The 14,618-nt window shown below is 67.9% G+C and carries 16 protein-coding genes; 10 read left to right on the top strand and 6 right to left on the bottom strand.

Annotation, left to right across the window (positions count from 1 at the left end; genetic code table 11):
* The first annotated feature begins 19 nt into the window (after window positions 1–19).
* Window positions 20–1,429: an APC family permease gene (locus BJ987_RS15125; RefSeq protein ID WP_209889830.1), complete on the top strand. Its 1,410-nt coding sequence runs from the start codon at window positions 20–22 to the stop codon at window positions 1,427–1,429.
* Window positions 1,430–1,491: 62 nt separating this feature from the next.
* Window positions 1,492–1,980 carry an ImmA/IrrE family metallo-endopeptidase gene (locus BJ987_RS15120; RefSeq protein ID WP_209889827.1) on the top strand — a complete coding sequence of 163 codons (489 nt, stop codon included), beginning with the start codon at window positions 1,492–1,494 and terminating at the stop codon, window positions 1,978–1,980.
* On the opposite strand, the gene BJ987_RS15115 is transcribed toward BJ987_RS15120, so the two are convergent.
* Complete coding sequence (locus tag BJ987_RS15115) at window positions 1,977–2,459, bottom strand: hypothetical protein (protein WP_209889824.1); 483 nt, start codon at window positions 2,457–2,459, stop codon at window positions 1,977–1,979. The two genes, BJ987_RS15120 and BJ987_RS15115, sit on opposite strands and share 4 nt — an antisense overlap.
* 140 nt (window positions 2,460–2,599) lie before the next feature.
* On the bottom strand, window positions 2,600–3,367 hold the full coding sequence (locus BJ987_RS15110) for an SDR family oxidoreductase (RefSeq protein WP_209889821.1): 768 nt from the start codon (window positions 3,365–3,367) through the stop codon (window positions 2,600–2,602).
* Window positions 3,368–3,427: 60 nt separating this feature from the next.
* On the opposite strand from BJ987_RS15110, the gene BJ987_RS15105 reads away from it, so the two are divergent.
* Together BJ987_RS15105 and BJ987_RS15100 are read left to right on the top strand one after the other, a co-directional pair.
* Window positions 3,428–3,784 carry a winged helix-turn-helix transcriptional regulator gene (locus tag BJ987_RS15105; RefSeq protein ID WP_245365973.1) on the top strand — a complete coding sequence of 119 codons (357 nt, stop codon included), beginning with the start codon at window positions 3,428–3,430 and terminating at the stop codon, window positions 3,782–3,784.
* A 59-nt stretch (window positions 3,785–3,843) separates the two neighbouring features.
* On the top strand, window positions 3,844–4,350 hold the full coding sequence (locus BJ987_RS15100; protein WP_209889818.1) for a peroxynitrite isomerase: 507 nt from the start codon (window positions 3,844–3,846) through the stop codon (window positions 4,348–4,350).
* Between the two features lie 99 nt (window positions 4,351–4,449).
* Here BJ987_RS15100 and BJ987_RS15095 read toward each other — a convergent pair whose 3' ends face one another.
* Window positions 4,450–4,737 carry a DUF2631 domain-containing protein gene (locus tag BJ987_RS15095; RefSeq protein WP_209889815.1) on the bottom strand — a complete coding sequence of 96 codons (288 nt, stop codon included), beginning with the start codon at window positions 4,735–4,737 and terminating at the stop codon, window positions 4,450–4,452.
* A gap of 140 nt (window positions 4,738–4,877) precedes the next feature.
* Between BJ987_RS15095 and dxr the strand changes: the two genes are divergently transcribed.
* The 5 genes from dxr (at window position 4,878) to BJ987_RS15070 (ending at window position 11,437) form a co-directional block, all read left to right on the top strand.
* Entirely contained in the window at window positions 4,878–6,020 is a 1,143-nt protein-coding gene (gene dxr, locus BJ987_RS15090) for a 1-deoxy-D-xylulose-5-phosphate reductoisomerase (RefSeq protein WP_307869616.1), read from the top strand.
* A 157-nt stretch (window positions 6,021–6,177) separates the two neighbouring features.
* Window positions 6,178–7,380: a M50 family metallopeptidase gene (locus BJ987_RS15085; protein ID WP_209889810.1), complete on the top strand. Its 1,203-nt coding sequence runs from the start codon at window positions 6,178–6,180 to the stop codon at window positions 7,378–7,380.
* A gap of 129 nt (window positions 7,381–7,509) precedes the next feature.
* Complete coding sequence (gene ispG, locus BJ987_RS15080; protein WP_209889807.1) at window positions 7,510–8,664, top strand: flavodoxin-dependent (E)-4-hydroxy-3-methylbut-2-enyl-diphosphate synthase; 1,155 nt, start codon at window positions 7,510–7,512, stop codon at window positions 8,662–8,664.
* Window positions 8,665–8,719: 55 nt separating this feature from the next.
* Window positions 8,720–9,583: a GNAT family N-acetyltransferase gene (locus BJ987_RS15075; protein ID WP_209889803.1), complete on the top strand. Its 864-nt coding sequence runs from the start codon at window positions 8,720–8,722 to the stop codon at window positions 9,581–9,583.
* Window positions 9,584–9,646: 63 nt separating this feature from the next.
* Window positions 9,647–11,437 carry a penicillin-binding transpeptidase domain-containing protein gene (locus tag BJ987_RS15070; protein ID WP_209889800.1) on the top strand — a complete coding sequence of 597 codons (1,791 nt, stop codon included), beginning with the start codon at window positions 9,647–9,649 and terminating at the stop codon, window positions 11,435–11,437.
* On the opposite strand, the gene BJ987_RS15065 is transcribed toward BJ987_RS15070, so the two are convergent.
* The 3 genes from BJ987_RS15065 to BJ987_RS15055 all read right to left on the bottom strand — a co-directional run bounded on the left by BJ987_RS15065 (window position 11,438) and on the right by BJ987_RS15055 (window position 14,127).
* Window positions 11,438–11,635, bottom strand: a complete 198-nt coding sequence (locus BJ987_RS15065; RefSeq protein WP_209889797.1) for a hypothetical protein — start codon at window positions 11,633–11,635, stop codon at window positions 11,438–11,440.
* A gap of 198 nt (window positions 11,636–11,833) precedes the next feature.
* Entirely contained in the window at window positions 11,834–12,997 is a 1,164-nt protein-coding gene (locus BJ987_RS15060) for a BTAD domain-containing putative transcriptional regulator (protein WP_307869615.1), read from the bottom strand.
* A gap of 128 nt (window positions 12,998–13,125) precedes the next feature.
* The gene (locus BJ987_RS15055) at window positions 13,126–14,127 is read right to left on the bottom strand and encodes a LysR family transcriptional regulator (protein WP_209889794.1); all 1,002 of its coding nucleotides are present in this window, start codon (window positions 14,125–14,127) and stop codon (window positions 13,126–13,128) included.
* A gap of 72 nt (window positions 14,128–14,199) precedes the next feature.
* On the opposite strand from BJ987_RS15055, the gene BJ987_RS15050 reads away from it, so the two are divergent.
* Complete coding sequence (locus tag BJ987_RS15050; protein ID WP_209889791.1) at window positions 14,200–14,613, top strand: DUF5997 family protein; 414 nt, start codon at window positions 14,200–14,202, stop codon at window positions 14,611–14,613.
* The last annotated feature ends 5 nt before the right edge of the window (window positions 14,614–14,618 follow it).

Raw genomic sequence — 14,618 nt, 5'->3', positions numbered from 1 at the left:
GTACCGAGGAGCACCCCTCATGGCCGATGTGACCGCTGAATCCACCACCCGGGAACAACCGTCGCTCAAACGGGTGATGGGCCCCTGGCTGCTCTTGCTCTTCGTCGTCGGCGACATTCTCGGCAGCGGCGTCTATTCGTTGACCGGCAAGGTCGCCGGCCATGTCGGCGGCGCGGTCTGGGTGCCGTTCGTGGTCGCGTTCCTCATCGCGCTCGTCACCGGCCTCAGCTATCTGGAACTGGTCACCAAGTACCCCCAGGCCGCCGGGGCCGCGCTGTATACGCACAAAGCGTTCGGCATCCACTTCTTCACCTTCATGGTCGCCTTCGCGGTCATGAGCTCCGGCATCACCTCCGCCGCCACCGCGGCCCGCGCCTTCGCCGCCAACTTCGCCGAGGCCTTCGACTTCGATCTCGGCACCGGAATGGGCGTGACGCTGGTGGCGCTGGCATTCATGCTGGTGCTCGCCGCGGTAAACCTGCGCGGCGTCTCCGAAGGCGTCAAGATCAATGTGCTGCTCACCTGCGTGGAGCTGACCGGTCTGCTGATCGTCATCGGAATCGGCTTGTGGGCCTTGGGGTTCGGCAACGGCGATTTCAGCCGCGTCGTCGAATTCGACACCGGCGATCGCTCGGCGATGGGCGGTGTCATCGTGGCGACCACGCTCGCCTTCTACGCGATGGTCGGCTTCGAGGATTCGGTGAACATGGCCGAGGAATGCAAGCAGCCCTCGCGGATCTTTCCGAAAGTGCTGCTGGCCGGGTTGCTGATCACCGTGCTGGTCTATGTGCTGGTCTCGATCACCGCGGTCGCGCTGGTCCCGGTCGAGGACCTCTCCCAAGGCGACACTCCGCTGCTGCAAGTCGTCGAGATCGGCGCACCCGCCTTCCCGACGCATATCTTCGCTGTCATCTCGATGTTCGCGGTCGCCAATACGGCGCTGATCAACATGCTGATGGCCAGCCGGCTCCTGTACGGCCTGGCCAAGCAGGGAGTGATCCCGCGCCCGATCGGCAGCGTCAACCACGCCCGGCGCACGCCACACGTCGCGATCCTGTTCACCACCGCGCTCGCTCTGGGCCTGATCTTCTTCGTCAGCCGGGTCGCCGAACTCGGTGGTACCACCGCCCTGTTGCTGCTCGCGGTGTTCACCGTGGTGAATATCGCGGTGCTGGTGCTGCGCCGAGATCCGGTGCAGCACGAGCACTTCCGCACACCCACCGTGCTGCCCATAGTCGGAGCGCTCACCTGCGGATTCCTGGTGACGCCCTACACCGACCGCAATCCCGATCAGTACGCCATCGCGGGCGTGCTGCTGGCCATCGGCGTCGGGCTGTGGGTGGTCAACCATCTCGTGCTGCGCTTCTCCGGTTCCGCGCCGCCGCCGGACAAACCGCGTGCGGACATCACCCCGGCTCCGGAGCTCTGACGTACGCCCCCGAACGATCACGGACGTGACGCGGGGCTGACGGGTGGGTAATGTGTGCCCCGATGACCAGCATGGAAGCCCGCTTCGGTGACGCTACCCGGACAGTGCCACTACCGAATCCGTGGAGCCTCAACGCATATCTCGCCGATGTGGCGGCCTACCGGGGGCGATCCATCTCGCTGCGTCCGGTCCCGGCGGAGATGCTGAGCGAAAAGGGTTGCCGGGGAAAGGGTTTGTGGGTGGCCCGCAAGCACGACGACATCATCGTCTACGACGAAGCCACCACCGACCGCAACGCGGATCACATCATCCTGCACGAAATCGGGCACATGCTGCTCGGGCACGGCAAGGGCGACATCGAAGCGTCGGCCACCCTGCCGCCCATGCTGGCCGCTCTCCTACCGTCGCTCTCGGTGCAGCATGTGCTGGGTCGCAACGAATTCGGAGCCGAGCGCGAGCAAGAAGCGGAGGTGTTCGCCGATATGACGATGGTGTACGCGACGCTCCCGCGGCGGCGTGGTCGCGGCCTGCGCCTGTTCGGCCGCCGCTAGCGACTGTTCGCCGGTCGCTCGAACGGGTCGGGCGGCAGCCAGTAGCCGCGCAGCGGCGGTCTGCGGGTACCGGCGCACAGTCCGTCCACCAAATCCTGGTAGGTGTCGGCCATTTCCCGAACGCGCAGCCAGGTGTCGTAGAAGACCGGTTCCGGCGCGTGCGCGAGCGGGATGGCCTGCGACGTCAATTCCGCCAGCCGGTCTACCACCTGCCCGACGGATTCGCAGTGGATGTACTCGTTGTCCAGCGGCACCGGCGTGACGAGAGTGACCCACCGATCGATCGAGCGCACCAATTGCGTGCGCCGTCGATCGATTTTCGCCATTTCGCAGACCGGTGTGCGTTCCCGGATGACATGCAGCTGTGCGAGTTCCCCGGCGGCGTCCAACATCGGATGGTCGTCGTGCGGCAGCCCTCGGCAAGCCGCCAGCAGCAGCTCTTTACCGGGCATCATCCAGTTGTCCCTCGCATCGGTCATCGCATCGGCCTCCCACCGACCACCCAGTTCTGACTAGACCCTCCCTGACCAGCGCCGAGAACGGAAGCGGACAACTCCATGGTCCCTCGATTGTCCGCACACCGCGCCGGGATCGCCGAAATCGCAGGGCAAGAGCAGTTTTACGGGCCGTCGCCGACCGGCGGCAACCCTTCAGCATCGAGATAGTCCGCGCCGCCCACATAGTCGGTGTGGCCGGATTCCGCTGTGCCGGTAGCGGCTTCGGCCACCGCGGCGGCGAACTCACCGACGGTCGGCAGGTCGCCGTGGTGTTTGCGGGCCGCGACCGCGCCAGGGTCGCGCCGTTGCAGCAGCAGCACGATGGTGGTGCCGTCGATCATGTCGCCAGAGACGACCCGCAAGGTGATCCCGTGAGCCGAAAGCTCGGGGATCAGCGCCCGCAGCGCGTCCTCCCCGGCGCGCTTGCTCGCGGCGATCGGCACATAGTCGGCGGGCACCGGCTTGCGGCCGTGGAAATGTGCTTGATGACTCGTCACGAAAACGATCCGACCGCCAGCGGGCAGGTGCGGCAGGGCGAGTCGGACCAAGCGCACCTGCGCGTCCCGATTCAGCGCCATCGCGTAGTCCGGCGCGGCGTCGCGCTCCAGCCCACCGGACGCGTTCAGCACCAGCACGTCCAGCCGGCCGAACCGGTCCGCGATGCCGTCGATCAGGGTGCGCGCGGACTCGGCATCGGAGATATCGGCCCCGGCGGTCGAGGCGCTCCCACCTGCCGCCACGATCTCCGCCGCGAGCACGGCGGCCCGTTTGCGTTTCTCCCGGTAGTTCACGATCACGTGATCGCCCCGAGCGGCCAGGACCCGCGCCGTTTCGGCGCCGATCCCCCGCGACGATCCGGTGATGAGAACGACCCGCTGCGTTGGTTGCACTGTCTCTTCCTCGCGCCCCGACCCAATGCTTCTGATTTAGAATCACTATGGTGATTCCCAATGCGAAGTGCAAGCGGAGCCAAACCACCTCGGGGGCAGGACGACCCGGCCCACACTCCGATGCTGGCCGCCATGGACCTGCTCGGACAACGCTGGAATCTGCGGGTGCTGTGGGAGCTGCAACCGGGGAACCTCGGCTTCCTCGAACTGCGCCGCCGGATGGGCCAGTGCTCCTCCAGCATGCTGTCCACCCGGCTGCACCATCTGCAGTCCACCGGACTGATCGCGAAGAACGCCGACAAGACCTATGAACTGACCCCCGCTGGCGTGGAACTCAGCGTCGCCCTGGAACCCGTCTGGTCCTGGTCACAGCGTTGGTCCGGCCACCTCGGCCGCACCGATTCCGACGACCACTGACCGGGCCGATTCGGTGGTACGCGACCACCGCCGGCGAACACGCGCCTAAGCTGTCGGCCGTGGTCGAACCTCAGCCGTCTGTCGCCCTGCATCCCGATATCGCGCCGCTCGCGCCACTGCTCGGCACCTGGCGTGGTCCCGGGCACGGCGAGTACCCCACGATCCAGCCCTTCGACTACCTGGAGGAGATCACCTTCGGCCATCTCGGCCGGCCGTTTCTCACCTACCGGCAGCGCACCCGCGCCGCCGACGGCAGCCGGCCCATGCACGCCGAAACCGGCTATCTCCGCTGTCCCCGGCCCGACCACCTGGAACTCATCCTGGCCCACCCCACCGGCATCACCGAGATCTGCGAGGGCGGACTCACCGTCGCCGACGGGGAACTGCGCATGGAATTCGACTCCACCAGCATCGGCCGCTCCAGCACCGCGAAAGCCGTGACGGCGCTGGGTCGTTCGCTGCGGGTCTGCGGCGACACCATCGACTACACGCTGCGGATGGCCGCGGTCGGCGAACCGCTGCAACACCATCTCGCGGCGACGCTGCGCCGCGACCCCAGCGCATAGGCACAGCCGCACCGCGATCCCCAGGCGTAGACACGCCTCCTGAACGAACTTCGCCGCCCCGGCATGGCCGGGGCGGCGAAGACTATGTCCGAATACGAACTAGCGCGGCTTGTTCCGGGTGAACGCGTCGCGAAGCAGGATCACACCGAGCAGCGCGGCGAAACCGACGAGGAACATGTAGCCGATATTGCCGGAGCCGGAGGAGCTGCCCTGCGGGCCCTCGAACAGCATGCCGAGCAGGATCAGCGCGACGACCAGGCCCGCGATCCGAAAGGTGCGGGGCGATTCGCCGCTCCACCCCCAGGCGGCCGAGGGGACCTCGGCGGTGTCCACGTGGGTGACGATCCGGCGCTCGGTGGTGGTGGTTTCGAGTTCCGTGGCGGCCACGATCGCTCCTCAGCTGGTTCGGGTACCTCGCGGGTACACATCGATTGGGGCTATTGCCCGTAATCGTGACATACGACGGTGTGTCGTTGGAAGTCGGCCGGGCCGGTCGCCCCGGTCTCGAGTACGCCACAATGAGCGTCGTGTCCGACATCGTGAGAGTCCTGCTGCTCGGCAGCACCGGATCCATTGGTACCCAAGCCCTCGAGGTGATCGCCGCCAACCCCGAAAAGTTCGAGGTGGTCGGACTGGCCGCGCGCGGCGGGAACACCGCGCTGCTCGCCGAGCAGATGGCGGCCACGGGCACTCGCAATGTCGCGGTCGCCGATCCGGCCGCCGCGCGGGACCTCGACCTGACGCTCGGGGGTGACGGCGCGGTGACCGAGCTGGTCCGGCGCACCGAAGCCGATGTCGTGCTCAACGCGCTGGTCGGCTCGCTCGGCCTGGAACCCACCCTGGCCACCCTGGAGTCGGGCACCCGTCTGGCGCTGGCCAACAAGGAATCCCTCGTCGCGGGCGGTTCGCTGGTCACCCGCGCTGCCGCGCCCGGTCAGATCGTTCCGGTCGATTCCGAGCATTCGGCGCTGGCCCAGTGTCTGCGCGGGGGCCGCGCCGAGGAAGTCGACCGGCTGGTGCTCACCGCTTCGGGCGGCCCGTTCCGCGGCTGGACGACCGAGATGCTGGAATCGGTGAATCCGGCCGAGGCCAAAGCACATCCGACCTGGTCTATGGGTCTGATGAACACGCTGAATTCCGCGTCGCTGGTCAACAAGGGCCTGGAGCTGATCGAAACGCACCTGCTGTTCGGAGTTCCCTACGACCGCATCGATGTCACGGTGCACCCGCAGTCGATCGTGCACTCCATGGTCACCTTCACCGACGGCTCCACCCTGGCCCAGGCCAGCCCGCCGGATATGAAACTGCCCATCGCGCTGGCGCTCGGCTGGCCCGACCGCGTCCCCGGCGCGGCCGCCGCCTGCGATTTCGGCACCGCCTCGACCTGGACCTTCGAACCGGTCGACCACACCGTCTTCCCGGCGATCGAGCTGGCCCGGCAGGCCGGTGCGGCGGGCGGCAGCGTCACCGCGGTGTACAACGCCGCCAACGAGATCGCGGTGCAGGCCTTCCTGGACGGCCACCTGCGCTTCCCGGGCATCGTCCGCACCGTCCAGCGCACGGTCGACGCCGCCGGCCGATGGCAGGCCGAGCCGGAGAATCTGGCCGACGTGCTCGCCGCCGACAGCTGGGCGCGCGACTATGCAAGGGCCCTGATCACCAGCGGATAATCCCGGCCACAGGGTCATCCCGACGCACGCCGGGAACGGAGCCTGGCAGACTGTGGCGTGAGGGTTGCCCGGCTGCGGTTAGTGTGGTCGGGCGTGGTCCGGCTTTCCTGGGCCGTTGTCATCGAGGTCTGCGTCACGCAGGAGGGCTGTCAAACACATGGTGTTCGCGTTGGGGTTCGCGCTGTTCGCCCTCGGCATCACGATTTCGGTCGCGTTGCACGAGTGCGGGCACATGTGGGCCGCCCAGGCCACCGGCATGAAGGTTCGCCGCTACTTCGTCGGCTTCGGGCCCAAGGTGTTCTCCTTCCGCCGCGGTGAGACCGAGTACGGCCTGAAAGCGTTGCCGCTCGGCGGTTTCTGCGATATCGCGGGCATGACGGCGCTGGACGAACTGGCGCCCGAGGACCTGGACCGCGCCATGTACCGCCAGGCCACCTGGAAGCGGCTGCTGGTGATGTCCGGTGGTATCGCGATGAACTTCCTGCTCGGTTTCCTGTTGATCGTGGTGCTGGCGATCGGCTGGGGCCTGCCTCGTTTCGATCAGCCGCCGGCCACCGCGCTCGGCTCGATGGGCTGTGTCGCGGCCATGAACCCGGACCGGACCATGCAGCCGTGCGCAGGCCAGGGCCCGGCCCAGCAGGCCGGACTGCGGCGCGGTGACGTGGTGAAAGCCGTCAACGGCGTCCCCGTCACGACCTGGAAGCAGTTCCAGGAGGAAACCCAGAAGCAGACCCAGCCTTTCACCTACACCATCGACCGGGACGGGCAGACGCTCACCGTGCCGGTCACCCCGCAGCGCACCGTGCGATACGCGCAGGAGGGCGCGGAACCCAAGGAGGTCAGCGCCGTCGGCGTCGGCCAGGATTTCTACGAACCCGTGCAGTACGGCGTCCTGTCCTCGATTCCGGCCTCGCTCGTCTTCACCGGCGATATGTTCGTGCGCACCTTCCAGTCCCTGATGCAGATGCCGGAGAAGGTGACGGCGCTGTGGACCGCGGTCACCGGCGGCCCGCGCGACCCGGAGGCCCCGGTCAGCGTGTACGGCGCCAGCCGGATCGGCGGCGAGACCGCCGAGCGCGGCCTGTGGAGCGTCTTCATCCTGATGCTGGCGAGCCTGAACTTCTTCCTGGGCGCGTTCAACATCCTGCCGCTGCTGCCGTTGGACGGCGGCCATATCGCGGTGGTGATCTACGAGAAGATCCGCAATACGCTGCGCGGCTGGAAGGGTCTGGCCCCGGGCGCGCCCGTGGACTACTTGAAGCTGCTACCGCTGACCTATGTCGCGGTGGTCATCGGCGGCGCGTACATGCTGCTCACCCTGGCCGCCGACATCGTGAATCCGGTGAAGCTGTTCCCCTGAGCCGGTACCCTCACCAGAGGTTGTCTCCACCACCATGTCACCGTCGTCACACAGTTCTCGCACGCCTGCCCGACTAAGCTCGGGAGGCGAACGGCCCGCACGTCAACGCAGGAAAGTAGGCAGCCGAAAGTGACCACCACAATCGGATTAGGCATGCCCGCCGCACCGGTCGCCGTTCTCGCGCCCCGACGCAAGACCCGTCAGCTGATGGTCGGCAATGTCGGCGTCGGCAGCGACCACCCGATCTCTGTGCAGTCGATGACCACCACCAAAACCCACGACGTCAACGCGACGCTGCAGCAGATCGCCGAGCTCACCGCCTCCGGTTGCGACATCGTGCGCGTCGCGTGCCCGCGTCAGGAAGACGCCGACGCGCTGGCCACCATCGCGCGCAAGTCGCAGATCCCGGTGATCGCCGACATCCACTTCCAGCCCAAGTACATCTTCGCCGCGATCGACGCCGGTTGCGCTGCCGTGCGCGTGAATCCCGGCAACATCAAGGAATTCGACGGCCGCGTCAAGGAAGTCGCCAAAGCTGCTGGGGCGGCGGGCATTCCGATCCGCATCGGCGTCAACGCCGGTTCGCTGGACAAGCGGATGATGGAGAAGTACGGCAAAGCCACACCCGAGGCGCTGGTCGAGTCCGCGCTGTGGGAGGCCTCGCTGTTCGAGGAGCACGGCTTCGGCGACATCAAGATCTCGGTCAAGCACAACGACCCGGTGATCATGGTCGAGGCCTACCGGCAGCTGGCCGCTCAGTGCGACTACCCGCTGCATCTGGGCGTGACCGAGGCCGGTCCGGCGTTCCAGGGCACGATCAAGTCCGCGGTCGCGTTCGGCGCGCTGCTCAGCGAGGGCATCGGCGACACCATCCGGGTCTCGCTCTCGGCCCCGCCCGCCGAGGAGATCAAGGTCGGCGGTCAGATCCTGCAATCGCTGAACCTGCGGCCCCGCAAGCTCGAGATCGTGTCCTGCCCGTCCTGCGGGCGCGCCCAGGTCGATGTCTACACCCTGGCCAACGCGGTTTCTGCCGGTCTGGAAGGCATGGAGGTGCCGTTGCGCGTGGCCGTCATGGGGTGTGTGGTCAACGGTCCGGGCGAAGCCCGCGAAGCCGATCTGGGTGTGGCCTCCGGCAATGGCAAGGGCCAGATCTTCGTCAAGGGTGAGGTCATCAAGACCGTGCCCGAGCACCTCATCGTCGAAACGCTCATCGAAGAGGCCATGCGTATCGCCGAGGAGATGGAAGGCGTCCCTTCCGGCGAGCCCACTGTGACGATCAGCTAAGTCACGTTTTCACATAGCCGTACCAGATGGGCCGGTCACGTGGCAGGCTGTCGATGTGCGGAGTCTGCTGGAGCCGGCGCGTCGGGCGAGATATCTGCCCGCGCGTCAGCTCGCGAACCGTGACCTGGCTCAGGTCTTGCGCGTGCTCGATGCCGATCCGGTGGCATCGTGCATGGTCGCCGCGCGATTACAGGAATTCGGCATCGACACCCGCTCCGGGCAGGGTGAGCTGTGGAGTCGCGGCACGCCCGCGGAGTCGCTCTGCTTCTCCGGCGCCAATCTGGTGCCGCTGCGCGGCGATCAGGACGCGTTGCGCGCCTTCGCCGACCGTGCCGCCCGCTGGCCGCGCATCGCCTCCTCGGTGGTCGGCCGGCAGGAGCTGGCGCTGCCGCTGTGGGAAATGCTGGCCGTGCGCTGGGGCCCGGAACGTGAAGTGCGCGGGGAACAACCGTTGCTCGCGCTCAGCCAGCCGCCCCTGGCCACTCCCGACCCACTGGTCCGCCGGGCCCGGCCGGACGAGCTGGACCGCTACCTCGAAGCGGCGATCGCCATGTTCATCGAGGAGGTCGGCGTCGATCCCCGGGCCGGCGACGGCGGCCGCGGCTATCGCCGCCGCATCCAGAACCTGATCGAATCCGGTAGGGCCTGGGCCCGTTTCGAAGACGGTGCGGTCGTATTCAAGGCCGAGGTCGGATCGCTGTCCCGGCGCACCGGCCAGATCCAGGGCGTGTGGGTGCGCCCGGATCGCCGCGGCCACGGACTCGGCACCGCGGGCACCGCCACCATCGCCAACGCCGTGGTCGCCTCGGGGCGCACCGCCAGCCTGTACGTGAACGACTACAACACCGTTGCCCGGCGAGCCTACGGGCGCATCGGATTCCGGCAGATCGCCACCTTCGCCACAGTGTTGCTCGACTGACCGACAAGCGGTTCACGGTGCGCCACCTTCGTTTGCTGTAGCAGGGCGCTACCATTCGAGCCGATGTCATCGACACGACTTCTGATCCCCTGGGTGATCGTGGCGATCGCCCTGGCGGCCGGCGGCTGCTCGACGAGCCGGCAGGGACCGGTCGCGACCGCCGAGGCCTTCGTCACCGCCTTCGCCGAACGTGACCTGACCCGGGCGGCGAAGCTCACCAGTCTGCCCGAGAAGGCCGCGGCCGCAATGGATTCCGCCTGGACTCACCTGCAGGCCGAGGAACTCACCGCGCATACCGGCGCGGTCCGGATCAACGGTGACGCCGGGACCGTCGACTACACCTACCGCTGGCGCCTGCCCAAGGACCGGGTCTGGACCTACACCGGCCAGCTCCAGATGGGCCGCACCGAGGGCACTTGGCGAGTGCGCTGGAGCGCCTCGGATATCCATCCCAAGCTCGGCGACACCCAGACCATGCAGTGGCGCGACAACCCGGCGCCGCGGGCGCGGGTCAACGAGCAGTCCGGCACCGATGTGCTGGTGCCCGGCAAGGTTTCCCGGGTCACCTTCACCGCCGCCGAAGCTCCCGATCCGGGCTGGGTGGCCATCGTGCTGTCCTCGGCGCTGCGCCGCTTCGACCCGAAGCTCACCGCCGAGACCATCCGGGACGCCGCGCTGGCCACCGAAGGCCCGTACCCGGTGGCCGAACTCAGCGACACCGAATTCGACCGGGTGCGCGCTGATCTCACCGGACTGCCCGGCGTCCACATCACCGAGCAGTGGGATCTGCTGCCCACCGACCGCTGGTTCGCTCCGGACCTGATGGCCCAGATCCGCAAGACGGTGATCGCGGAGGTGGACGGCAAGGCGGGCTGGAGTGTGGTCACTCGCAACGCCAACGGCCTGGAGACCGACGTGCTCGCCGAAGTACCGGCGCAGCCCGCGCCGTCGTTCGCGCTGAGCATCGACCGCAATGTGCAGAGTTCCGCCCAGCGCGCCGTGGACGCGCGCACCGAGCAGGCCATGATGGTGGTGCTGCAACCCTCCACCGGCGCGATTCTCGCGGTCGCGCAGAACCCCGCGGCCGACCGGGACGGTCCGGTCGCCACCATCGGCGCCTATCCCCCCGGTTCGGTGTTCAAGACCGTCACCGCCGCCGCCGCCATGGCCGCCGGTGCCGCCACGCCCGACACCGTGCTGCCGTGCCCGAGCCGAATCACCATCGGTGAGCGCATGATTCCCAACTACAACCTGTTCACGATCGGCGACGCACCGATGAGCGCGGCCTACGAGCGGTCCTGCAATACCGCCTTCGCGAAGCTGGCCAGCACGCTGCCCGCCGACGCGCTGCATGTCGCGGCCGCCACCCTCGGTGTGGGCCCGGACTATACGGTGCTGGGCATCCCGACGATCACCGGAAGCGTGCCCCCCGCAACGGGGTTGGTGCAGCGCACCGAGGACGGCATCGGCCAGGGCCGGGTGCTGGTGAGCCCGTTCGGCATGGCGCTGATGGCCGCGACCGTCGCGCGCGGATCGGTGCCGGTGCCGTACCTGATCGCCGGACGGGAGACCGTGGTCGAGAACGCGCCGCCGGCGATCGAAGCGAAGGTGGTGCAGGGATTGCGGACCATGATGCGCAAAGTGGTTCTCCATGGCACCGCGGAGCGGATCGCGGATCAGGGCGAGGTCTACGGCAAGACCGGGGAGGCCGAAGCGGGCGGCGGATCGCACTCGTGGTTCGTCGGCTACCGAGGCGACATGGCGTTCGCGACGCTGCTGGTGCGGGGCGGGAGTTCGGACAACGCGGTCGCGGTCACCCGGGACATGCTCGCCGCACTACCGGCCGGGTATTAGTCAGCGGTAGAGCAGGCCCCACGCATCCGGTAGCGGGTTGTCGGCCTGATCGCTGTGCGACATCTCGACGCGACTGTTCGGCGCCTCCAGGATCAAGGGCAATCGTCCACCGTCCTCACCACCCCCGAGGAGTTGGACGGCGATGGTGCCACCGGCGAGCAGGCCGGCCGTGGCGAGCAGAGTGGTGTACCGCTTCATGATCGGTCTCCCTAGATTCGGGAGTCGGGAAGATGACTCCGGAGCGAACGCGCGAAAGCAGCTTGGACGAAGATTGCCAGACGTTTGCTGTTGCTGCCAAGACCTGTGCTCGATCCGTGACCGCGCCATGCCCAAGCCGATGCTCATGGTCGGCAGATACCCCGCGCGTGGATCGCGAAACGGGAAGCGGCGCCGATCTCAGTGGCGCGAGCCGTAGCTGTCCCACTGCGGCGCGACCGGCCGCTCGACATGCAGCTCGAAACGCAGCGTGGTGGAACCGAGCCGGATGACATCGCCGTCGGCCAGTGCCGTATCCGCTCCGATCGGCGCGCCGTTGACGTACACGCCGTTGGCGGAATCACGGTCACGGATGAACACGCCGCCTTCGCGGTGCAGAATCCGGGCGTGTTTGCGACTGACCCGGTTGTCGTCGAGGACCACGTCGTTGTCCGGTGCGCGGCCGATCCGCAAACCGGCGGGCGGGATCGGCACCGGCTCGTTCCCGTCGACTCGCAGCCAGGCCCGGCGGCGGATCTCGGGCACCTCCCGGGTCGTCGCGCCCGGACGTTGCCCTTCGGTGTGCAACTGCTGCTGGCCGCGCACCGCCTCCTCGAGCGCGACCGTGCGCGGATCGGGATCGATGCCCTGCTCGTCGGCGAGGTTGCGGCGAATGCGCAGACAGGCCGCGAGCGCGTCGGCTTGGCGGCCCGCGCGGTACAGCGCGGTGATCAGCGAACGCCACAGCCGCTCGTCCACCGGGTGCTCGGCGGTCAGTGCGGTGAGTTCGCCGATGACCGCCCCGGCGCGTCCGCACCCGATATCGGCTTCCAACCGATCGGCGAGCGCGTTCAAACGGCGTTCGGCCATATCGGTGGCGAAGTTTCCCGCGAACCGCAACTCGTGCAGTCCGGCGACCGGCTCCCCACTCCACTGCGCCAGCGCGGCGGCGAAATGCCTTGCCGCGGTGGTGGAGTCGCCGGCCGAGGCGGCCATCGCGCCCTGCGTACGTGCCTGCTCGAACCGCCCGACATCGCATTCCTCGTCGCGGATCTCGAGCAGGTACCCGGCGGGGACCGTGCGTAGCACGGCTCGATCGTCGACGCCCGCCCCGCGGAGTACCGTGCGCAGATTCGACACGTACGCGTACAGTCCGTCGACCGAGCGCGCCGGTTGATCCTCTTCCCAGAGTGCTTGCACCAGAGCGGTTTTCGGGACGGCGCGGCGGCGGTTGATGACCAGGATCGCGAGCAGGGCGCGCAGCTTCACCCCGGGCACCGGAATTTCCTTGCCGCCGAACAACAGCCGCACCGGCCCCAGGACCCGGACATCCAGCATCGTCTCATCGTGGATGGTCGACTCCACCGGAGCTCCCTCCCAACCGCGCTACCGTGGCCGATCCGCCCGAGGCGGGGGCGAATCTTTCTCGCGGCCTGCCCTTTCCGCGAGTGCGTCCAGCATACGCAGCCCAGCCGACAAACGCCCTCGCGTTATCAGCGCCCGCGCCGCTTGACCGGCTTCTTCTTGGCGGTAGCAGGTTTGCCGCCCGCACCGGATTTCCGCGCCGCGGCGGGCTTTCCGGCGGAGCCGGATTTCCGCGCCGGGGCAGGCTTTCCGGCGGAACCGGGTTCCTTCGCGGTGCTCGCCCGGCCATTGGCGGCTTTGCTCTGTCCGGATGGTGACCGCGAGCTGCGTTCGGAGCGGCCACGCACCACACCGACGAATTCCTCGGTCAATTCGTTCGTACCGTCGCTCGGCCAGGCCAGGGCGATTTCGGTGTCGGGGGCGTCGGTGACGGTCCGGTAGACCAAATCGCGCCGGGCATGCAGGCGAGCGATCGAATGCGGGACGACAGCCTGGCCGACGCCGGCGGCCACCATTTCCAGGATGACGGCCGCGTCATCGATATCGCTCGCGTCCTGCATCTTCTCGTCGGCCAGGTCGGCCATGGTGACCTCGTCGAACAGCGAGATCGGATGCTCCTTGGGCACCACGACCACCGGAAGCTCGTGATACAGCGGGATCGCGCTGAAGTGGTCCCGATCGATCGGCAGTCGCACGAAGCACATGTCGACGCGATCCTCGCGCAACGCCGTCACCTGATCGGCGGCCGCCAGCGCGACCACCCGCAGCGGAATGTCCGGGAATCGTTCGCTCCAGATCCGGGTCCACTTCGACACCGTGACCCCTGGTACGAACCCGATCCGCAGTGCCGCCGGAGCATCCGAGGTCTGTTCCTGGCTTGCCGCTTCGGCCCGCACGATCAGCTCGCGCGCCGCGCGCAGCAGTTCCCGGCCGTCATCGGTCAACTGGGTCGGAGAAGCTCCCGGCACAAAGAGTTTCGTGCCCAGTTCCGCTTCCAATTCGATGACCGTCTGACTCAACCGCTGCCGCGCGATGTGCAGCGCCTTGGCCGCCCGCGCGAAATGCAGTTCCTCGGCGACCGCGACAAACCAGCGCAGCCGCTCTACATCGATCGAGGAAAACCGGTTCATTCGGTTCAGCGTATTGCACCCCTACCGGGTCACCTGCGAACCACCCCCGGTAGCTCCGACTATGCTGGTCCGGTGAGCCAGGAGAAGAATTCGCAGACGATGAAGCCGCTGACGGCGGCGAACAAGCTCGGCATCTACCTTCCGGCGACCCCGGAGGAATTCCGGAATTCCTCGTTCACCCGCGCACAGCTCGAGGCCCTGCGCGCCGATCCCCCGGAATGGCTGACCGAACTGCGCCGCACCGGCCCGTTCCCGCGCGATATCAGCGCCCGCAAACTCGGCATCTCCAACAGCGGCCTGCAGCGCGCCGAGGTCTCCGATGCCCTCACCGCCGACGAGATCGAGTCGCTGCTCGCCGACCCGCCGGAATGGCTGGTCCGCGAGCGCGCCAATTTCGTCGCCGTCCGCGAAGAGGCGAAGCGCCTCGAAGCCAAGGAAGCCGAGCGGCGCGCCGCCTCCAACCGTCCGGCCAAGAACCGCGGCTGACCGCG

The organism is Nocardia goodfellowii (assembly GCF_017875645.1).
Classification (GTDB): domain Bacteria; phylum Actinomycetota; class Actinomycetes; order Mycobacteriales; family Mycobacteriaceae; genus Nocardia; species Nocardia goodfellowii.
Note: the sequence above shows the minus strand (reverse complement) of the source record. Positions and strands in the feature narration are given on the sequence as shown.